At 66.5% G+C, this 19318-nt stretch carries 18 protein-coding genes; 9 read left to right on the top strand and 9 right to left on the bottom strand.

The window, feature by feature from the left end:
* Positions 1-2: 2 nt before the first annotated feature.
* On the bottom strand, positions 3-2000 hold the full coding sequence (locus tag LCI23_RS11620) for a DNA topoisomerase IV subunit B (RefSeq protein WP_224946624.1): 1998 nt from the start codon (positions 1998-2000) through the stop codon (positions 3-5).
* Between the two features lie 151 nt (positions 2001-2151).
* Between LCI23_RS11620 and LCI23_RS11615 the strand changes: the two genes are divergently transcribed.
* Together LCI23_RS11615 and LCI23_RS11610 are read left to right on the top strand one after the other, a co-directional pair.
* Positions 2152-3024: a two-component system response regulator gene (locus LCI23_RS11615; protein ID WP_224946623.1), complete on the top strand. Its 873-nt coding sequence runs from the start codon at positions 2152-2154 to the stop codon at positions 3022-3024.
* Positions 3025-3161: 137 nt separating this feature from the next.
* Complete coding sequence (locus LCI23_RS11610) at positions 3162-4163, top strand: gamma-glutamyl-gamma-aminobutyrate hydrolase family protein (RefSeq protein ID WP_224946622.1); 1002 nt, start codon at positions 3162-3164, stop codon at positions 4161-4163.
* Between the two features lie 27 nt (positions 4164-4190).
* Here LCI23_RS11610 and LCI23_RS11605 read toward each other — a convergent pair whose 3' ends face one another.
* The 5 genes from LCI23_RS11605 to LCI23_RS11585 form a co-directional block, all read right to left on the bottom strand.
* A complete protein-coding gene (locus LCI23_RS11605; RefSeq protein WP_224946621.1) occupies positions 4191-5330 on the bottom strand; it encodes a YbdK family carboxylate-amine ligase in 1140 nt (379 codons plus the stop codon).
* Positions 5320-6522 carry a cation:proton antiporter gene (locus LCI23_RS11600; protein WP_224946620.1) on the bottom strand — a complete coding sequence of 401 codons (1203 nt, stop codon included), beginning with the start codon at positions 6520-6522 and terminating at the stop codon, positions 5320-5322. Before LCI23_RS11600 ends, LCI23_RS11605 begins: the two co-directional genes overlap by 11 nt.
* Before the next feature lie 197 nt (positions 6523-6719).
* Positions 6720-7889 (bottom strand): VWA domain-containing protein, encoded by a 1170-nt coding sequence (locus tag LCI23_RS11595; RefSeq protein WP_224946619.1) that lies wholly within the window; start codon positions 7887-7889, stop codon positions 6720-6722.
* Entirely contained in the window at positions 7883-8482 is a 600-nt protein-coding gene (locus tag LCI23_RS11590) for a GNAT family N-acetyltransferase (RefSeq protein ID WP_224946618.1), read from the bottom strand. The genes LCI23_RS11595 and LCI23_RS11590 overlap by 7 nt, the downstream gene beginning before the upstream one ends.
* Complete coding sequence (locus tag LCI23_RS11585) at positions 8479-9333, bottom strand: MoxR family ATPase (RefSeq protein WP_224946617.1); 855 nt, start codon at positions 9331-9333, stop codon at positions 8479-8481. The genes LCI23_RS11590 and LCI23_RS11585 overlap by 4 nt, the downstream gene beginning before the upstream one ends.
* Positions 9334-9509: 176 nt before the next feature.
* Between LCI23_RS11585 and LCI23_RS11580 the strand changes: the two genes are divergently transcribed.
* The 3 genes from LCI23_RS11580 (at position 9510) to LCI23_RS11570 (ending at position 11840) form a co-directional block, all read left to right on the top strand.
* On the top strand, positions 9510-9866 hold the full coding sequence (locus LCI23_RS11580; RefSeq protein ID WP_224946616.1) for a cytochrome c: 357 nt from the start codon (positions 9510-9512) through the stop codon (positions 9864-9866).
* A 10-nt stretch (positions 9867-9876) separates the two neighbouring features.
* Positions 9877-10215, top strand: a complete 339-nt coding sequence (locus LCI23_RS11575; RefSeq protein ID WP_224946615.1) for a cytochrome c — start codon at positions 9877-9879, stop codon at positions 10213-10215.
* Positions 10216-10319: 104 nt separating this feature from the next.
* Positions 10320-11840 (top strand): SulP family inorganic anion transporter, encoded by a 1521-nt coding sequence (locus tag LCI23_RS11570; RefSeq protein ID WP_224946614.1) that lies wholly within the window; start codon positions 10320-10322, stop codon positions 11838-11840.
* A 58-nt stretch (positions 11841-11898) separates the two neighbouring features.
* Here the strand turns inward: LCI23_RS11570 and LCI23_RS11565 are convergent, their stop codons facing one another.
* Both LCI23_RS11565 and LCI23_RS11560 read right to left on the bottom strand, forming a co-directional pair.
* Positions 11899-12327 (bottom strand): DUF1841 family protein, encoded by a 429-nt coding sequence (locus LCI23_RS11565; protein WP_224946613.1) that lies wholly within the window; start codon positions 12325-12327, stop codon positions 11899-11901.
* Between the two features lie 202 nt (positions 12328-12529).
* On the bottom strand, positions 12530-13174 hold the full coding sequence (locus LCI23_RS11560; RefSeq protein ID WP_224946612.1) for an RNA pyrophosphohydrolase: 645 nt from the start codon (positions 13172-13174) through the stop codon (positions 12530-12532).
* A 216-nt stretch (positions 13175-13390) separates the two neighbouring features.
* Between LCI23_RS11560 and LCI23_RS11555 the strand changes: the two genes are divergently transcribed.
* The 4 genes from LCI23_RS11555 to LCI23_RS11540 all read left to right on the top strand — a co-directional run bounded on the left by LCI23_RS11555 (position 13391) and on the right by LCI23_RS11540 (position 18679).
* The gene (locus tag LCI23_RS11555; protein WP_224946611.1) at positions 13391-15109 is read left to right on the top strand and encodes a proline--tRNA ligase; all 1719 of its coding nucleotides are present in this window, start codon (positions 13391-13393) and stop codon (positions 15107-15109) included.
* Between the two features lie 2 nt (positions 15110-15111).
* Positions 15112-15732 carry a lytic transglycosylase domain-containing protein gene (locus LCI23_RS11550; RefSeq protein WP_229517376.1) on the top strand — a complete coding sequence of 207 codons (621 nt, stop codon included), beginning with the start codon at positions 15112-15114 and terminating at the stop codon, positions 15730-15732.
* An 84-nt stretch (positions 15733-15816) separates the two neighbouring features.
* Entirely contained in the window at positions 15817-17304 is a 1488-nt protein-coding gene (locus tag LCI23_RS11545) for an alkaline phosphatase (protein WP_224946609.1), read from the top strand.
* A 10-nt stretch (positions 17305-17314) separates the two neighbouring features.
* A complete protein-coding gene (locus tag LCI23_RS11540; RefSeq protein WP_224946608.1) occupies positions 17315-18679 on the top strand; it encodes an alkaline phosphatase in 1365 nt (454 codons plus the stop codon).
* Between the two features lie 86 nt (positions 18680-18765).
* Here the strand turns inward: LCI23_RS11540 and LCI23_RS11535 are convergent, their stop codons facing one another.
* Positions 18766-19152, bottom strand: coding sequence for an SWIB/MDM2 domain-containing protein (locus tag LCI23_RS11535; protein WP_224946607.1), 387 nt, complete (start codon positions 19150-19152; stop codon positions 18766-18768).
* Positions 19153-19318 lie beyond the last annotated feature (166 nt).

Genomic DNA, 19318 nt, shown 5'->3' with positions numbered 1-19318 from the left:
GCTCAGATGTCGGCTTCCGTTTCGTTGCCGTGTTCTTCCAGCCAGGCGCGGCGGGCGGCGGCTTCGCCCTTGCCCATCAACATGTTGAAGCGCGAGGCCGATTCGGGCAGGCTGTACTGGCCGAAGGCCACCGGCAGCAGGCGCCGGGTATCCGGGTTCATGGTGGTTTCCCACAGCTGTTCCGCATTCATCTCGCCCAGGCCCTTGAAGCGCGAGATGCTCCAGCTGCCTTCCTTCAGGCCTTCTTTTTTCAGCTTGTCCTCGATCGCCAGCAGTTCACCGTCGTCCAGCGCGTACAGCTTCTGCAGCGGCTTCTTGCCGCGCGCCGGCACGTCCACGCGGTACAAGGGCGGACGGGCCACGCAGATGTGGCCGCTCCTGAACAGGGCAGGGAAGTGCCTGAAGAACAGGGTCAGCAGCAGCACCTGGATGTGCGAGCCGTCCACGTCCGCATCCGACAGGATGCAGATCTTGCCGTAGCGCAGGCCGGACAGGTCCGGGTTGTCGTCCACGCCGTGCGGGTCGACCCCGATCGCCACCGCGATGTCGTGGATCTCGTTGTTCGCGAACAGGCGGTCGCGCTCGGTCTCCCAGGAGTTCAGCACCTTGCCGCGCAGCGGCAGAATCGCCTGGAATTCCTTGTCGCGGCCCATCTTGGCCGAGCCGCCGGCCGAGTCGCCCTCGACCAGGAACAGCTCGTTGCGGGTGATGTCGGTCGATTCGCAATCGGTGAGTTTGCCCGGCAACACGGCCACGCCCGAGGATTTCTTCTTCTCGACCTTCTGCAGCGAGCGCAGGCGCGACTGGGCCTGCTTGATGACGAGTTCGGCCAGCTTCTTGCCGTATTCGACGTGCTGGTTCAGCCACAGCTCGAGCGGCGGCTTGGTGAAGGTCGATACGAGCTTGACCGCGTCGCGCGAGTTCAGGCGTTCCTTGGTCTGGCCCTGGAACTGCGGGTCCAGCACTTTCGCGGACAGCACGAAAGAGACGCGCGCGAACACGTCTTCCGGCAGCAGTTTCACGCCTTTCGGGAGCAGCGAGTGCATCTCGACGAAGCCCTTCACGGCGCCGAACAGGCCGTCGCGCAGGCCGGATTCGTGGGTGCCGCCGCTGACGGTGGGGATCAGGTTCACATAGGACTCGCGCACCACCGAGCCTTCCTCGGTCCAGGCCACGACCCAGGCCGCGCCTTCGCCTTCGGCAAAGCCCTCGTCGCCCGCGGCCGCATACTGCGCGCCCTCGAACAGCGGAATCACGGTCTGGCCGCCCGAGGTCTGGGCCAGCGCTTCAAGCAGGTAGCCGCGCAGGCCTTCGTCATAGCGCCAGGTCTGGACGTCGCCCGTCTTCGCATTGGTCAGCGTGACGGTCACGCCCGGCAACAGCACGGCCTTCGAGCGCAGCAGGCGCTGCATGTCACCCAGCGGGATGTTCGGCGAATCGAAGTACTTCGGGTCGGGGCGGGCGGTGACGCGGGTGCCGTTTTTCTTGCCGCCGCGCTCGAGCGGGCGCGAATGCAGTGGCTCGACCAGGTCGCCGTTCTCGAAGGCGAGATCATGCACGCCGTTGCCGTCGTCGTCCTTGCGCCAGACGGTGATTTCCAGGCGCGTGGAGAGCGCATTGGTGACCGACACGCCGACCCCGTGCAGGCCGCCCGAGAAGGCATAGGCGCCGCCCGAACCCTTGTCGAACTTGCCGCCCGCGTGCAGGCGGGTGAACACGATCTCGACGGTAGGGACGTTTTCTTCCGGGTGCAGACCGACCGGGATGCCGCGGCCGTCGTCCTCGACCGTGACCGAGCCGTCGGTGTTCAGGGTGACGGCGATGTGCTTGCAGTGTCCGCCCAGCGCCTCGTCGGAGGCGTTGTCGATCACTTCCTGGATGATGTGCAGCGGGTTTTCAGTCCGGGTATACATGCCCGGACGCTGTTTCACGGGCTCGAGTCCTTTCAGGACGCGGATGGAGGATTCGCTGTAGTCGGATGCGGGTTTCTTGGAAGCCATGCTGAGGTTCGTTAATTCAATGCTTGCGCATTCTATCTTGTCACGCGGAAAACATTGGCGTTTTCAAAGCCAAATGTGCTTGTTAGTACAGACCATTGTGTTAGATTAAAACGATGTGGCCTGGGAGATGTCAGGAAAGGCGGGAACAGCAATGCACGCACCCAGATATCCGTTCACCATCCGCCTGGTCGGGTTCGCGCCGGCTGAATGCGCCGCACTGGAAAGCCTGCTGGCGCATGCCCCCTCGTCGGGGCCGTCGTATTTTTGCCTGCACGACGACAGTTTGCAAGAACCCGACCTGTATATCGCCGACGGCGGCAACGCGGCCGCGCTGGCACGCCTGTCCTGCCTGCCGCCCGGCGCCCTGCAGCCCATCCTCCTCATCGGCGGCGACCGCGGCGCCGGCGAACACGGACGCCGCAGCCTGCCACGTCCGGTCGATCCCGCCCGCCTGTTCGATGCCCTGGCCGAACTGCTCGACGCCCGCGTGCAGGCGCTGGCGGTGCTGGCCGCACGCGGCGAACACAGCCTGCCGGAACGCCGGCGAAGGCCGAGGCTGGCGCCGGATACCGAGCCGCCAGCCTATTACCATCACCTGCGCCAGGGACCACCCGACGGCGCCGTGCTCATCATCGACAAGGGTGGCGCCTTCCGCGACCACGTGGCGCGCGTCGTCAGCGGCAAGCTGGGAAGCGCCGCCGGCATCGCCAGCCCCTCCTGCATCGAGCGGCCCGTCGAGTGGACCGACAGCAGCCGCGCCGCCGTGCGCCTGTGCGACGAAACGCCGGTATCGCTGGTCATGATCAATACCTGCGCGCCCGGCATCGAACCGTACAGCCTGAGCAGCGCCATCAAGTCGCAGGAGGGTGCGGGCCGTACCGCTGTCCTGTTTCTCGTCGGGCTGTCGTTCAAGTACGACAGCCTGCGCGCCCGCGATGCCGGCGTGCGCGGCCTGCTCGACAAGCCGGTGGCCGACCGTCACCTGCTGGCGACCTTCGAAAAACTGCTGGCGCTGCCGCACTAGTCCCAACAAGAATACTGTAATTGCATACAGTATTCACTAAAAATCCAAACCCCGCAAGTTGACACCGTGGCAGCATGCGCGGGGATTTTGTAACAAGGCCGAATCGTGCGCGCACGCAGCCGGGCTATATTGGCGACATGGCGGAAAACGAACGACATCCCCCCGACGAGGTGCCCGGTCCCCCGGTCGGCAAGCGTCCCGACACCCCGTTGCGGGTGCCTGACCGGCGCGCCACCGAGGGCCCGGCCATGCGCGGCCATGCCCGCTACCAGCGCGACGGCGACACGCCGCTGGCGCTGGCTGGGCGGGTGCTGGGTTCGCGCTGGCGCGCGCTGCGCGAACGCTTCAACCGCGACTTCATGCACCGCACCCTGCACATCGGGGTATCGGCGCGCATCTTCCATCCCGAACCGGGTGCGCGCGGCCTGCTCAGCAAGAACCTGCAATACCTCGAAGAGTCGATCGCCCAGTGGGTGATGTCGCGCGACGTGCTGGTGTTCATGATCCCGACCGTGAACACCAGCGGGCTGCTCCATCCCAGCAACATCACCCTGCGCCATTACGCCCGCCACCTCGACGGGCTGGTGCTGCAGGGCGGGGCGGACGTGGCGCCGCAAACCTATTCCGAAGCGCCGACCCGGCCCGAATGGAGCGGCGACCGCGCGCGCGACGTGTACGAACTCGAGCTGCTGCACGAGTTCGTCGATGCCGGCAAGCCGGTGCTGGGCGTGTGCCGCGGCTGCCAGCTGATCAACGTCGCCTTCGGCGGCACGCTGTACCAGGACGTCGCCACCAATGTGCCGGAGGCGCTGGCCCACGTGCACGACATCTACGACGCGCATCGCCATGCGATCCGCTTTCCGGAGGGTTCATCGCTGGGCAGGATGTTCCGCGACGTGCGCCATCCGGTCGTGAATTCGATCCACCACCAGGCGGTGAAGGAAGTCGGGCGCGACATCCGCATCGAGGCCTATTCCGAACCCGACGGCATCGTCGAGGCGATCCGCTACGAGCGGGCCGACTTCGTCATGGGCCTGCAATGGCACCCGGAATTCCACCGCGCCGGCGGCACCGAGCTGCTCGACTGTACGCCGGTGCTGGACGAGTTCCTGCGCGCGGCGCGCGAAACCCGGCTGTAATGCCGCGCCGATGCGGCAGGCGGCAGCCTAGCGCACCGGACGCATGCGGCGCTCGCCGCGGAACAGCTGGACCGCGGCATTGACCATGCCTTCGACGCTGCCTTCGCGTTCATGGAAGCGGCGCAGGCGCGCGGCGTCGCTGCCGTCGGCCGCCGCGGCCGCCAGGTGCTGCAGGGCCTCGACGCTGCCCAGCGCCTGCGCATGCGGCATCATCTTCTCGAGCGTGGCCAGGATGTCCTCGCGCAGCGGGACGCTGTCGTAGGTCTTCGGATGGGTGAGCGCGCCTTCCAGCCCGAAGCGGCAGGCCTGGAAGCGGTTGTAGTTGTAGACCAGGTAGTCGTCCTCGGCCGGCGGTTCCTCGCTGCGCGCCAGCAGGTGGCGGCACAGCGCCTGCAGGTAGGCCGCCAGCGCCGCCGCCCGTTCCACCGTGAGCGGAGTGTCGCACACGCGCAGCTCGATGGTGCCGTATTCCGGCTTGGGCCGCAGGTCCCAGTAGAAGTCCTTCATGCTCTTGATGATGTGGGTGCGCTCCATCTTCGCGAAATACTCGTCGGTGAAGGCTTGCCAGGTCAGCATGAAGGGTGCGCGCCCGCTCATCGGGAAGGCGAATACGGAATTCAGGCGCGCCGAATCGAAGCCGGAATCCACCCCTTGCACGAAGGGAGAAGAAGCGGACAGCGCGATGAAGTGGGGCAGGTAGCGGTTCAGCGCGTGCAGCAGGTAGAGCGCATCGTCGCCGTTGGCGCAGCCGATGTGCACGTGCTGGCCGAACACGGTGAACTGCTTGGCCAGGTAGCCGTACAGCTGCGACAGGTATTCGTAGCGCGGCTTGCTCGAGATCTTCTGTTCCGACCAGTGCTGGAAGGGATGGGTGCCGCCGCCCGCGATGCCGATGTTGAGCACATCGCTGGCCGCCACCAGGGTGTCGCGGATCTCGCGCAGCTCGTCCAGCAGCGGGCCATAGGACGTGTGCACGCTCGAGTTAATCTCGATCATGCTCTCGGTGATCTCCGGCGTCACGTTGCCGGGGAAGGGCTTGCGCTTGAGCAGGTGCATCAGGTCGGGGCTGGCCGCGGTCAGGTCGAAGTCCGACAGGCTGACCAGCTGCAGTTCCAGCTCGACCCCGAAGGTGAGCGGCTGCGAGGAAGTAAACGCGTCAAGCGGCATGGGAAGCCTCCGGCGCACTGGCCGACGATTCGCGCGCCCAGACCAGGGTGCGCTGGATGATCAGGGGACCGAACACTTCCAGCAGCATGGTCACCGCCGCCATGGCGCGCAGTTCCTCCACCACGTGCACGCCGGCGTGGCGCGCATGCTCGATCAGCAGGATCACGAACACCGACAGCGGCGCCAGCCCGAGCCCGGTGAGCGCGCCCTTGCGCCAGGAGACGCCCGACAGGTGGGCGAAGGCGGTCACGGCCCCGGTCTTGGCGAGCTGGCGCACCAGCACCACGCTCAGCGCCAGCGCGGCGCCGGCCGCGACCTGGCGCCAGTCGAGGGTGGAGGCGGCGTACACGAACAGCAGCACCGTCAGCACTTCGCCCAGCGGACCGAAATTGCGCTGCGCCTGGCTGAAGGCGACGCGCCGGTGGCGCGCGGTGAGCCCAAAAGCCAGCGTGGCGATATAGGGCGAGAGGGTACCGGCATCGCACAGGGCCACCAGCAGCATGGTGGCCAGCGCGAAGGCGACCGTGCCGTCCCGGCGCGGGTTGCGGATGGCGCGCAGCAGGGCCGGGACGGCCATGCCGAACAGGGCGCCGACCAGGGCCGACCCGGCCAGCCCCACCAGGCTTTGCCACAGCGCCTCGCCCACCGCATCGAAGGTGCGGAAGATCCAGAAGCCGACGATGGCATTGAAGGCGAACACCGCCAGCACGCAGTTCTGGGCCGTGAGGTGCAGCACCCGTTCCGTGACCTGGCCCGAGCTGCGCTGCTCGTTGATGATGCGCACGACGGTGGCGGGCGAGGTGCCCATCGACAGCGCCGCCATCATCAGCGCCATCAGCTGCGGGCTGCCGAAGGCCACGGCCACGAGGTAGACCAGTACGAAGGTCAGCAGGCTCTCGGCCAGCCCGGCCACCCCCAGCCAGGGATTGTGGCGCAGCCAGCGCAGGTTGAAGCGGTAGCCCAGCTCGAACAGGATCAGGCCGAAGGCGATGTCGGCCAGCAGGGCCACCGGCCCTGCATCCGGCGCCGGCAGCACGCCGATCTGCGCGCTGCCCAGCACGAAGCCCGCCAGTCCATAGAAACTGATGCGCGGCAGGCCGGTCCAGCGCTGGCCGAATTCACCGGCCAGCCAGGCCAGCGCGAGCGCGATCGGCCAGGCGAGGCTGGTGAGGATGGGAAGCAGATCGGGCATCGTTTTTCCCTCTTGTTAGGCGCTTTGCCGGAGGGTGGGCGGGTCACCCTCCCACGCGTTCGGCAAGCGTTTCGCATGGACGCAGCGCAGTTAGCTGGAGCAAACCATTCCCGCGTGGGCGGCATAGCCGCCCACCCTGCGATTTGTTGGCAATTCTACAAGATGCCCCGGCGCGCACGATTGCCGTGCGCAGTCGGCTACTTGCTCAGCAGCCGCATGGCCCGCTCCAGGCCTTCCAGGGTGATCGGGAACATGCGGTTGTTCATGATCTGGCGGATGACGGCGATCGACTGCCGGTACTGCCACAGGTGCTCGGGCTCGGGATTGAGCCAGGCGAATTTCGGAAAGGTGGCGGTGAAGCGGGCCAGCCAGTCGGCGCCCGGCTCCTCGTTGTTGTACTCGACCGAACCGCCCGGGGCCAGCACCTCGTAGGGACTCATGGTGGCGTCGCCCACGAAGATGACGCGGGTGTCGGCCGGATAGGTGCGCAGCAGGTCCCAGGTCGGGAAGCGTTCGCTGTGGCGGCGCCGGTTGTTCTTCCACAGGTGGTCGTAGACGCAGTTGTGAAAGTAATAGAACTCCATGTTCTTGAATTCGCTCCTGGCGGCCGAGAACAGCTCTTCCACGCGCTCGATATGGTCGTCCATCGAGCCGCCCACGTCGAGCAGCATCAGCACCTTGATCCGGTTCCTGCGCTCGGGCTGCATGCGGATGTCGAGGTAGCCGGCATTGCTGGCGGTGGCGCGGATGGTGTCGTCCAGCGCCAGTTCCTCGGCGGCGCCCGTGCGGGCGAAGCGGCGCAGGCGGCGCAGCGCCACCTTGATGTTGCGGGTGCCCAGTTCGCGTTCGTCGTCGTAGTCGCGGTAGCTGCGCTGTTCCCACACCTTCACGGCCGTGCGGTTGCGGCCCTGGCCGCCAATGCGGATGCCTTCCGGGTTGGTGCCGCCATTGCCGAAGGGGGAGGTGCCGCCGGTGCCGATCCACTTGCTGCCGCCTTCGTGGCGCTCCTTCTGCTCCTTCAGCAGCTGTTCCAGGCGCTGCTGCAGCTTGTCGTAACCGAGCTTGTCCAGCGCGGCGCGCTGCTCGGGCGTGAGCTCACGCTCGAAACGCTTGAGCAGCCAGTCGAGCGGGATGTCGGCCTTTTCGTCAAATACCGCGTTCACGCCGTGGAAAAACGCGCCGAAGGCACGGTCGAAGCGGTCGAAATGGGCCTCGTCCTTCACCAGGCTCAGGCGCGCCAGGTAATAGAACTCGTCGAGCGAGGGCGCCGCGACGCCGCGCTGCAGGGCTTCGAGCAGGGTCAGGAATTCCCTGATCGTGACCGGGACCTTCGCGTCACGCAGGGCGTAGAAGAAACCGATCAGCATGCCCGGGCCCCGGCGTGGCGTTCCAGGCGCGCATGCAGCGCGCTCTTGATGCCGGGCCACTCGCTGCGCAGGATGCTGTACATGACGGTGTCGCGCACCGTGCCGTCGCGCCGCAGCGCGTGGTGGCGCAGCATCCCATCCTTTTTCGCGCCGAGGCGCTCGATGGCGGCCTGCGACGCGAGGTTCTCGCAGTCGGTGCGCAGGCCCACCACGCCGGCGCCCAGGGTGTCGAAGGCGTGCGACAGCAGGAGCAGCTTGCAGCTGGTGTTCACGTGGCTGCGCTGGACGCGCCGCGCGTACCAGGTATGGCCGATCTCGAGCCGGCCCACGGCCGGCAGGATGTCGTGGTAGCTGGTGCTGCCCAGTACCTGGCCGCTGCGTGCATCGATGACGGCAAAGGCGAGCCGGTCGCCCGCGGCGAGCGCGGTCGCGATGTAGGCGGCCGTTTCGTGCGGCGCCGGCACGCTGGTCACGCGCAGGGTCCACAGTTCGCCGTCGCCGGCGGCCGCACGCAGGCCGTCCGCGTGGTGGGGCGCGAGCGGCTCCAGGCGCAGGCCGTTGAATTCCAGCGTGGCAGGCAGTACCGCGTTCATCGGTTGGCGCGTGCCATGGCGACCAGGCGTTCGAACAGGTGCACGTCCTGCTCGTTCTTGAGCAGGGCGCCATGCAGCGGCGGCACGATGGCCTTGCCGTCCTTGCCGCGCAGGGCATCGAAGGGGATGTCCTCGGCCAGCAGGAGTTTCAGCCAGTCGAGGAATTCCGAGGTCGAGGGTTTCTTCTTGATGCCGGCGACCTCGCGCAGCTCATAGAAACTCTGCAGGGCGCTGGCCAGCAGGTCCTGCTTCAGGGTCGGGAAGTGGACCTTGACGATGTCGGCCATCGTGTCCCGGTCGGGGAACTTGATGTAATGGAAGAAGCAGCGGCGCAGGAAGGCGTCCGGCAGCTCCTTTTCGTTGTTGGAGGTGATGATCACCAGCGGGCGGTGCCTGGCCACCACCATCTCGCGCGTTTCATAGACGTAGAACTCCATGCGGTCCAGTTCGCGCAGCAGGTCGTTGGGGAACTCGATGTCGGCCTTGTCGATCTCGTCGATCAGGAGCACGGTCGGTTCCGGCGCGGTAAACGCCTGCCACAGCACGCCCTTGACGATGTAGTTGTGGATGTCGCGCACGCGCTCGTCGCCCAATTGCGAATCGCGCAGGCGCGAGACGGCGTCGTACTCGTACAGGCCCTGCTGGGCCTTGGTGGTCGATTTCACGTGCCACTGCAGCAGCGGCATGCTGAGGGCGCTTGCTACTTCCTCGGCCAGCATGGTCTTGCCGGTGCCCGGCTCGCCCTTGATCAGGAGCGGGCGGCCCAGGGTCAGGGCGGCGTTGACCGCCAGTTTCAGGTCATCGGTGGCGACGTACTGGTCGCTGCCTTCGAAGCGTGGAGAAGCGTGCATGGGCGTGTTGGATGGATGGGAAATGAGGGCGAGTATATGCCAGAACCGGGCGCCGGGCGGGAGCGTGCGTCTTGTAGACTGGTAACAACTCTTCAGATAGAATCGACAGGTTGGTAGTACGTTTGCTAACTTTTTGTGCGTTTGCGGTATTCGAATTACAACTAACGAGCCACACCATGAAAACATCTTTAGCAGTACTGGCATTGGCAGGCGTTGCCGCCAGCGCAATCACGACCGGCGCGGCGGTCGCGGCGGACGTTGTCGGCAATCCGAAAGCGGCACCGGCCAAGATCGAAATGTGCATCGGCTGCCACGGCATTCCCCATTACAAGACCGGCTTCCCCGAGGTCTACCAGGTTCCCATGATCGGCGGCCAGTCGGCCAAGTACATCGAGAGCGCGCTCAAGGCCTATCGCAAGGGCGAGCGCAAGCACCCGTCGATGGTCGGCATCGCCAAGTCGCTGAGCGACCAGGACATCGCCGATGTTGCCGCCTACTACGCGCAGCAGACCCCCGCCACCACCAAGCGCTAAGGACCAGCCAATGAAAACACTGTTCTCCGCGCTGGTGATCGGCGCGTTTTCCCTGAATGCGGCGGCCGCCGACGTCTCGAAAGGCGAGGCGCTGGCCAAGAAGTACAACTGCGCATCCTGCCACGGCGCCGACTTCAACAAGCCGATCGACCCGAGCTATCCGAAGCTGGCCGGCCAGCACGCCGACTACCTGACCCACGCCCTGCGCGCCTACAAGCGCGGCGCCGGCGCCAACGGCCGCACCAACCCGATCATGGCGGGGCAGGTGCAGCCGCTGTCGAACCAGGACATGGCCGACATCGGCGCCTACCTGGCCAGCCTGCCGTCGCAGTTCGTCGTCAGCAAGTAAGCTTTTCGCAGCGTTACCGGCCCCGGGCTGGTAAACTGCCGATCCCCCCGACCGGGCCGCCCGCGGGGGGATTTTGTTTTTGGCCGCCTTCCGAACCGCTCACCATGCCGACCCTGTCTCCCACCTATCTCAAATCCAATTTGCTCAGCGGCCTGACCGTGGCCCTGGCCCTGGTTCCCGAAGCGATCGCCTTTGCCCTGGTGGCCCAGGTCTCGCCGCTCACCGGCCTGTATGCGGCGGTGCTGGTCTCCTTCATCACCTCCGCCTTTGGCGGGCGCCCGGGCATGATCTCGGCCGCCGCCGGCTCGCTGGCGGTGGTGATGACGGCGCTCGTCGTGCAGCATGGGGCCCAGTACCTGTTCGCCGCGGTGGTGCTGATGGGCGTGCTGCAGCTGCTGTTCGCCGCCGCCCGGCTCGGCAAGTTCATCCGCATGGTGCCGCATCCGGTGATGCTCGGCTTCGTCAACGGCCTGGCGCTGGTGATCTTCGTGGCCCAGTTCGGGCACTTCAAGACCCCGGGCCCGGACGGCGCGCCGCAGTGGATGGCGGGCCCCGCACTGGCCACCATGCTGGGCGTGGTGGCCGCCACCATGGCCGTGATCTACCTGACCCCCCGGGTGACGAAAGCGGTGCCGGCCACGCTGGTCGGCATCCTGGCGGCCAGCGCCGGCTGCGCGCTGCTGGGCATCGACACCAAGACCGTGGGCGACCTGGGTTCGATCGCGGGCGGCCTGCCTGCGTTCGCCCTGCCGGAGGTGCCGTGGAACCTGGACACGCTGCGCATCGTGTTCCCCTACGCGCTGGTGCTGGCCGGCGTCGGCCTGATCGAGTCGCTGCTGACGCTCACCCTGGTCGACGAGATCACCGACACGCGCGGCCAGCCGAACCGCGAATGCCTGGCGCTGGGCGCCGCGAACGTGGTTACCGGCCTGTTCGGCGGCATGGGCGGCTGCGCCCTGATCGGCCAGAGCATGATCAACGTCAACAGCGGCGGCACCGGGCGCCTGTCCGGCATCGTGGCATCGGCCTTCCTGCTGTCCTTCATCCTGGTGGGCTCGCACTGGATCGAGCAGATCCCGCTGGCGGCGCTGATCGGCGTGATGTTCGTGGTGTGCGAAAAGACCTTCGAGTGGGGCACTTTCCGCCTGTTCGGCCGGGTGCCGCGCGCGGACGCGCTGGTGATCGTGCTGGTGGCCGGCATGACCCTGGCCTTCGACCTGGCGGTGGCGGTGCTGGCGGGCGTGGTCGTGTCGGCCCTGGTGTTCGCCTGGCAGCACGCCCGGCAGATCCGGGTGGAGACGGGCGTCGATGCCCAGGGCTGGAAGGTGTACGAGCTGGAAGGGACCCTGTTCTTCGCCTCGGTGACGGGCTTCCAGGCCCTGTTCACGCCGAAGGAAGATCCGCAGGACGTGGTGATCGAATTCCGCCGCGCGCGCGTGGCCGACCATTCGGCGATCCAGGCCATCGACGCGCTGGCCGAGCGCTACCGCCAGCTGGGCAAGCGCCTGCACCTGCGCCACCTGAGCCCGGACTGCCGCGAGGTGCTGGAGAAGGCAAAGGACATGATCGAGGTGAACCTGCTGGAAGACCCGCGCTACCGGGTGGCGGACGACAAGCTGGCCTGAACATGATACAAAAAATGCGGCATTTGCCGCATTTCTGGATCATGTTGCTGCGCCGTCCTCAGCGCGTGGCGCGCTGGCGCACGCAGTCGATATAGGCCTCGGTATCGGGCGGCAGTCCGTTGCGCTGCGAGGTCCAGATCATCTCGCCCAGGCATTCCATGATCTCGTGGTGCGCGTCGTGCTCGCCGCGTTTCGCCACCAGGGCATCGTGCGCGGCCTTGATGCCGCGCGGCTGGTCGATCGATACCTGTTCGGCGATCGACAGGTGCATCGACAGGTGCAGGAAGGGATTCGGCTTGCCGCCTTCGACCGCGTAGTCGCGCGCGATCGCCGCCTCGGCGTCTTCCAGTTCGGCGTGGTATTCGGGGTGCTGGACGATCCAGTCGGCCGCGATGGCATCCATCGGGCTCAGGATCTCGCCATTGCGCTGCTTGCGCAGGGCGTCGCAGAAAAAGCGGCGTACGTCGTGCGAGGACGGAGTAAACATGGGAAACGGGGAAGTAAAGGGAGTGGAGGCGGCATTGTAGCGCGATGCCGCCCGCCTTGCCGGGCAGGCGCGGCCAGCCTGCATCCCCGATGTTCGGACAGGGCAGGGCGGCCGTCGCTCCGGGCGAATCGGGCGCGAGCGCAGGCGCAAGGGCAGGAGGAGCGCGGCGGCATGGCGCCGCCCCGCTTCCCGGATGCGCTGCCTACTTCTCCTGCGCCGCCAGTGCGTCCGGCGCCGCCGGAACGGACGCCGCGGTGGCACTTGCCGCCAGCGCCGGCGGCTGCTGGGCCGCCTTGCCGCCGCCCTGGGCGCGCCCGTGCGGCTGGCGCAGGTAGCGCGCGCTGTGGCGGCGTTCGCCGTGGGCGCCGCGGGCCGGCCAGGTAATGAAGCGCGACAGTTCCTGCAGCGCACGCTGGTAGACATCGCGCTTGAACTCGATGACCACGTCCAGCGGCACCCAGTAGTCGTGCCAGCGCCAGGCGTCGAACTCGGGGTGATCCGTCAGGCGCAGGTTGACGTCGTTATCGCGCGCCATCATGCGCAGCAGGAACCAGATCTGCTTCTGGCCACGGTAGTGGCCGCGGATCTCGCGCTTGATGAAGTGGTCCGGCACTTCATAGCGCAGCCAGTCGCGGGTGCGGCCCACGATCTTGACGTGCTCCTGGCGCAAACCGATCTCTTCTTCGAGTTCGCGGTACATCGCCTGTTCCGGCGTTTCGCCGTATTTGATACCCCCTTGCGGAAATTGCCACGAGTGCTCGCGCACCCGCTTGCCCCACCACACCTCGTTATTGGCGTTCAGCAGGATGATGCCGACGTTGGGGCGGAACCCTTCACGATCGAGCATAAGTGCACCTCGAAACTTTCTGCCGGCCGAATGATCCTTATATTTTTACCCACAAATTGTCGCCCTTGCCCTGACCGCGGCTTGCCGACCAGGCCGGGCTTGCCGGTTCCGTGCTCCGTTCCGGCCCCATTTGTAGAAAGTTTGGACGCATCAGCCAGCTAATCCTTTAAAATTAGGTCGATTATAACCCTCTCTTTTTAAAAAGAATTCACGGATATGCGCGCCTCACGATTTTTTATTTCAACTCTCAAAGAAGCGCCCTCGGACGCGGAAATCGTCAGCCACCAGCTGATGATGCGCGCGGGGATGATCAAGCGCCTCGGCTCGGGCATCTACACCTACATGCCGACCGGCCTGCGCATCATCCGCAAGGTCGAGAACATCATCCGCGAAGAAATGAACAAGGCGGGCGCCATCGAACTGCTGATGCCGCTGGTGCAGCCGGCCGAGCTGTGGCAGGAGACCGGGCGCTGGGACAAGATGGGCCCGGAGCTGATGCGCGTCAAGGACCGTCACGGCCGTGAGTTCGCCATCCAGCCGACCTCGGAAGAAGTGGTCACCGACGTCGTGCGCAGCGAACTGAAGTCCTACCGCCAGCTGCCGATCAACTTCTATCACATCCAGACCAAGTTCCGCGACGAGCGCCGCCCGCGCTTCGGCCTGATGCGCGGCCGCGAGTTCACGATGAAGGATGCCTATTCCTTCGACCGCGACGTCGAAGGCATGCAGAAGTCCTACGCCACCATGTTCGAGGCGTATACGAAGATCTTCACCCGCTTTGGCCTGAAGTTCCGCGCGGTGGCGGCCGATAATGGCGCCATCGGCGGCACCGGCTCGCACGAATTCCACGTCATCGCCAGCACCGGCGAAGACGCGCTGGTGTACTGCCCGACCTCGAGCTACGCCGCCAACATCGAAGCGGCCGAAGCGCTGGCCAGCGGCGAGCGCGCCGCGCCGACGCAGGAACTGGTCAAGACGTCCACGCCCGGCAAGACGAAGTGCGAAGCCGTGGCCGAACTGCTGGGCATTCCGCTGCAGCACCACGTCAAGAGCATCGCCCTGACCGTCGAGAACGAAGGGAAGAAGACCTACTTCCTGCTGCTGCTGCGCGCCGACCATGAGCTCAACGAGATCAAGGTGAACAAGGTGCCGGGCCTGAAGGAATTCCGCTTCTCGACCGAAGCCGAGATCGGGGAAGCCTACGGCACCGTGCCGGGCTACCTCGGTCCGATCTCTACCCGCCTGCCGGTCACCGTGGTGGCCGACCGCACGGTCGCCAACATGGCCGATTTCGTCTGCGGCGCGAACGAAGCGGACTACCACTACACCGGCGCCAACTGGGGCCGCGACTGCGCCGAGCCGCTGGTGGCCGACCTGCGCAACGTGGTCGAAGGCGATCCTTCGCCGGACGGCGAGGGCGTGCTGGCGATCGAGCGCGGCATCGAAGTGGGCCACGTGTTCCAGCTTGGCACCGCCTACTCGGAAGCCATGCAGGCCACCTTCCTGGACGAAGCCGGCAAACCCGCCCCGCTGCAGATGGGCTGCTACGGCATCGGCGTGACCCGCATCCTGGGCGCGGCGATCGAGCAGAACTACGACGACAAGGGCATCGTCTGGCCGGATGCGATCGCCCCGTTCGAGCTGGTGCTGTGCCCGATGGGCCTGGACCGCAGCGAGATGGTCAAGGAACACACCGAGCAGCTGTACGCAGAACTGCAGGCGGCGGGCGTCGACGTCATCGTCGACGACCGCGGCCTGCGTCCGGGCGCGATGTTCGCCGACTGGGAACTGATCGGCGTCCCGCACCGTGTCGTGATCGGCGAGCGCGGCCTCAAGGAAGGCAATCTGGAATACCAGGGCCGCCGCGACGAGGCGGCCACCAGCGTGCCGGTCGACGGCATGGCCGCCTTCATCAAGGGCAAGCTGGGCAAGTGAACCTGGCCACGCTGTTCCCGTTCGCGGCCGGCGCGCTGTTCGCCGGCGCGCTGCTGCTCGCTGGCAGTGCCCATGCGGGCAACCAGAAGGAAGAGCAGCTCGCCGATTCGGTGCGCCTGGCCCTGGCCAGCGCGATCCGCGACAGCCGTCCGCCCAAACCGGTACTGCGCGATGCCGCGGCGCGGGCGCGCTACGAAGCCTGGTTCGCCGAGATGTCGACCCGGCTCGCCAAGCGCATTCCCGATCTCCTGTCGCGCACCGAATTCCTCGAGACGCTCTGGTACGAATCGACCCGTGCCGGCCTCGATCCGGGGCTGGTGCTGGGCCTGATCCAGGTCGAGTCGGCCTATCGCAAGTACGCGATCTCGATCGCCGGCGCGCGCGGCTACATGCAGGTGATGCCCTTCTGGACCAAGGTGATCGGCGACAGCGACCGCCGCATGCTGTTCAACATGCAGACCAACTTGCGCTACGGCTGCTCGATCCTGCGCATGTACATCGATATGGAGAAGGGCAACCTCTACCTGGCCCTTGGCCGCTACAACGGCAGCCGCGGCAAGCCGCAGTATCCGAATGCGGTGCTGGCGGCGTGGAAGCGCTGGGAATTCAAGCCGGGCGCCTAGACCCAACAATCCCGCAACAAATCCGCCTGCCATATGCACATGGCGCGGTGTAAACTCTGCGCTTTCCAGACGTAGAGGTTCTCCATGCGATTGACCACCCTTGCCGGCGCAGCCTTGCTTGCCCTGCTTTCCGGCTGCGCCTCGGTGCCGCCCACTTCCCAGGACCAGGCGCAGTCCCAGGCGCAGGCCCCAGCGCAGGCCCAGCACCAGGAGCGCGCGAAGAACGTGATCTTCTTCCTCGGCGACGGCATGGGCCTGAACACGCTCACCGCCGCGCGCATCTTCCACGCCGGCGAAGAAGGCGAACTTACCATCGACCGCCTGCCCGAATCGGCCTTCGTGAAGACCTTCTCGAACGACGCCATGGTCACCGACAGCGCGGCCGGCATGGCCGCCTACATGACCGGGGTGAAGCACAACAACGGTGTGATCTCGATGTCCTTCGGCACGCGCTCGATCGCGCCCGCCAAGGATGCCAACGGCAATGCCCTGGTCAGCAAGTGCGACAACGGCGAGCCCGCCCCCACGCTGCTGGAGCTGGCGCGCCGGCGCGGCATGGCGATCGGCGTGGTCACCAACACCAGCGTGACCGACGCGACGCCAGCCTCCGCGTATGGCCACGGTTGCCACCGCAAGCTGGAAAACGACTTCGCGGCGATGCTGGTGCCGGGCGGCGCCGGCTACAACGCGGCCCTCGGCGCGCGCGGCCTCGACGTGCTGTTCGGCGGCGGCGCACAGTTCTTCACGCCCTTCGAGCGCGGCGGCAAGCGCGCCGACGGGCGCGACCTGTTGGCCGAGCTGCGCGCGCAGGGCATGCGCGTGGTGGCCGACAGCGCTGGCATGGGGGCGCTTGGCGCCGATCCGCGCCAGCCGGCGATCGGCCTGTTCGCCGCCAACCACATGGACTACGACGCCGCGCGCGACCCGGCCAGGCAGCCCAGCCTGACCGAGATGACGCGCAAGGCGATCGACCTGCTGGCGCCGCACGCCGGCACCGGCAAAGGCAGCGGCAAGGGCTTCTTCCTGGTAGTCGAGGGCGGCCTGATCGACCACGCGCTGCATGCCACCCTGGGCAAACGCGCGCTGCAGGAAACCGTGTCCTACAACGCCGCCATGCAGGCCGCGCTGGAGAAGATGGAAGCGCTCGATCCGGGCCTGAAGCACACCCTGGTCGTGGCCACCGCCGACCATGACCACACCCTGCTGCTGAATGGCTACACGGTCCGCACCGGCAAGACCACGCCCACCAACCCGGGCGTGCTGGGCCTGGTGCGCAACCTGGACGGCAGCCCCATGCTGGACCGCGAAGGCCGTCCGTTCACCATCATCGGCTTCGGCACCGGCGAGAAGCGCGTCAATGGCAGCCGCGGCACCCAGCCCGCGCTGACCGACGACATCGTCACGCGCGACGACTACCACCAGGAAGCCGTGGTGCGCACCCGCCCCGGCGCCGAGACCCATGGCGGCACCGACGTCTACCTGGGCGCCGCCGGCGCCGGCGCGGAACTGTTCCGCGGAACCATCGACAACACGCGCGTATTCGGCCTGATCAAGACCGCCGCCGGCCTGTAAGGAGACCACCATGCACAAACGACTTTCCCTCCTGCTCGCCGCCAGCCTGGTCGCCTCGGGCGCCGCGGCCGCGCCGCAGGCGAAGAACATCATCTTTTTCCTGGGCGACGGCATGGGCCCGACCACCATCACCGCCGCGCGCATCTTCAAGCACGGCGAGGACGGCCTGCTCGGCTTCGAACGGCTGGAGCGCACCGCGCGCATCAAGACCTATTCGAACGACTTCCAGACCACCGACAGCGCGCCCTCGATGGGCGCCTACATGACGGGCGTGAAGATCAACCAGGACGGCATCTCGCTGAAGGATGCGCGCGCCATCGAGCCGGACAAGGACGCGAACGGCAACCGCACGGTGGACAAGTGCGTCGACGGCCAGGTGGTGCCGACCATCCTCGAACTGGCCAAGGCACGGGGCAAGGCGGTGGGCGCGGTGACCACCACCGCGCTGACCCACGCCACCCCGGCCTCGACTTTCGCCCACGCCTGCCACCGTGATGCCGCCTACAGCATCGCGCGCCAGATCGTGCCAGGCGGGGAGGGCTACAACGCGGCGCTGGGCGACGGCGTGGACGTGCTGATGGGCGGTGCGCGCAACCACTTCACGCCCTACGACCGGGCGCGCAATCCAAAGGGCCGCGCCGACGGACGCGACCTGCTGAAGGAATTCGCCGCGCAAGGCTACGCGGTGGGCGCCACCCGCGCCGACATGCTGTCGGCGCGCCCAGGCCGCAAGTTCGTCGGCATCTACAGCGCCGACGACCACCTCGATTTCGCGCTGGCGCGCCGCCCCGAGCAGCCGAGCCTGAGCGAGATGACCCTGAAGGCGGTCGAGCTGCTGGCGCCCGATCCGGACGGCTTCTTCCTGATGGTCGAAGGCGGCAAGATCGACCACGCCCTGCACGACAACAACGCCAAGAACGCGCTGGCCGACACCGTGGCCTTCGACGAGGCGATCGTGGCGACGATCGCGCGCATGCGCGAGATCGACCCGGGCCTGGAGAACACCCTGATCGTGATCACCGCTGACCACGACCACACCATGGTCCTGAACGGCTATCCGAAGCGCGGCAGCAAGGTGCTCGACATCGTGCACGACTACGCCACCGGCCAGCCGAAGAAGGATGCCGACGGCAAGACCTTCACCGCGCTCGTGTTCGGCAACGGCAAGGTGCGTCCGGACCAGCGCGCCGACGTCGACAGCGCCACCGCGCTGGACGACGCGTACCAGCAGGAAGCCGGCGTGCGCACGGTCTACGAGTCGCACGGAGGCGGGGACGTGAAGCTGTACGCCACCGGGGCCGGTTCAGCCCCGTTCAAGGGCACGATCGAGAACACGCAGGTGTTCCACCTGATGAAGGCCGCGGCGGGTCTCTAGGCCGCGGGGGCAGGCCCACAAACAAAAAGCCCCGTCGATCGACGGGGCTTTTGCGCTTACAAGGCTACTGGACAGCCAGCCAGTGCTTACTTCAGGTGGTCCGAAATGAGCTTGGTCATCTCGAACATCGATACCTGGGCCTTGCCGCCGAAGACAGCCTTCAGCTTGTCGTCGGCATTGATCATGCGGCGGTTCGATGCGTCCTGCAGGTTCTGGGCCTTGATGTAGTCCCAGACCTTCTTGGTGACTTCGGTGCGTGGCAGCGGCTTGTTGCCGACCACTGCTGCCAGTTCGCCCGACGGCGTCATCTCTTTCATGAAAGCGGCGTTCGGCTTGCGTGCGGCCGCCGGCTTTGCTGCTGGTTTCGCTGCTGCTTTTGCTGGAGCTGCCTTCTTTGCTGCAGGCTTGGCCGCTGCAGCCGGCTTGGCGGCTTGCTTGGCTGGCGCTGCGGTGGATTTTTTGGCTGTTGCCATCTTCGAGCCTCCTAAAACGAACACAGGGAATTTGCGCTATATACGCACGGGCTTATATTGGTGGCCTTTTACTGTTCATGCAAGTCTTTTTCGAAATTTTTCACTCTGACAAGCCGTAAAATGCGCGCTATCTCACACTCGCCGCGTATTCGGTGAAAAAATGCCC

The organism is Massilia sp. MS-15 (assembly GCF_020176695.1).
Taxonomy (GTDB): Bacteria; Pseudomonadota; Gammaproteobacteria; order Burkholderiales; family Burkholderiaceae_D; genus Telluria; species Telluria hydrophila.
Note: the sequence above shows the minus strand (reverse complement) of the source record. Positions and strands in the feature narration are given on the sequence as shown.

Bases quoted from the DNA above. Each gene is read 5' to 3' on its own strand.
- LCI23_RS11545 (WP_224946609.1), top strand. From the start codon at position 15,817: ATGCGATTGACCACCCTTGCCGGCGCAGCCTTGCTTGCCCTGCTTTCC.
- LCI23_RS11540 (WP_224946608.1), top strand. From the start codon at position 17,315: ATGCACAAACGACTTTCCCTCCTGCTCGCCGCCAGCCTGGTCGCCTCG.
- LCI23_RS11565 (WP_224946613.1), bottom strand. From the start codon at position 12,327: ATGTTTACTCCGTCCTCGCACGACGTACGCCGCTTTTTCTGCGACGCC.
- LCI23_RS11555 (WP_224946611.1), top strand. From the start codon at position 13,391: ATGCGCGCCTCACGATTTTTTATTTCAACTCTCAAAGAAGCGCCCTCG.
- LCI23_RS11600 (WP_224946620.1), bottom strand. From the start codon at position 6,522: ATGCCCGATCTGCTTCCCATCCTCACCAGCCTCGCCTGGCCGATCGCG.
- LCI23_RS11590 (WP_224946618.1), bottom strand. From the start codon at position 8,482: ATGAACGCGGTACTGCCTGCCACGCTGGAATTCAACGGCCTGCGCCTG.
- LCI23_RS11610 (WP_224946622.1), top strand. From the start codon at position 3,162: ATGGCGGAAAACGAACGACATCCCCCCGACGAGGTGCCCGGTCCCCCG.
- LCI23_RS11605 (WP_224946621.1), bottom strand. From the start codon at position 5,330: ATGCCGCTTGACGCGTTTACTTCCTCGCAGCCGCTCACCTTCGGGGTC.
- LCI23_RS11580 (WP_224946616.1), top strand. From the start codon at position 9,510: ATGAAAACATCTTTAGCAGTACTGGCATTGGCAGGCGTTGCCGCCAGC.
- LCI23_RS11570 (WP_224946614.1), top strand. From the start codon at position 10,320: ATGCCGACCCTGTCTCCCACCTATCTCAAATCCAATTTGCTCAGCGGC.
- LCI23_RS11615 (WP_224946623.1), top strand. From the start codon at position 2,152: ATGCACGCACCCAGATATCCGTTCACCATCCGCCTGGTCGGGTTCGCG.
- LCI23_RS11595 (WP_224946619.1), bottom strand. From the start codon at position 7,889: ATGCTGATCGGTTTCTTCTACGCCCTGCGTGACGCGAAGGTCCCGGTC.
- LCI23_RS11585 (WP_224946617.1), bottom strand. From the start codon at position 9,333: ATGCACGCTTCTCCACGCTTCGAAGGCAGCGACCAGTACGTCGCCACC.
- LCI23_RS11535 (WP_224946607.1), bottom strand. From the start codon at position 19,152: ATGGCAACAGCCAAAAAATCCACCGCAGCGCCAGCCAAGCAAGCCGCC.
- LCI23_RS11575 (WP_224946615.1), top strand. From the start codon at position 9,877: ATGAAAACACTGTTCTCCGCGCTGGTGATCGGCGCGTTTTCCCTGAAT.
- LCI23_RS11620 (WP_224946624.1), bottom strand. From the start codon at position 2,000: ATGGCTTCCAAGAAACCCGCATCCGACTACAGCGAATCCTCCATCCGC.
- LCI23_RS11560 (WP_224946612.1), bottom strand. From the start codon at position 13,174: ATGCTCGATCGTGAAGGGTTCCGCCCCAACGTCGGCATCATCCTGCTG.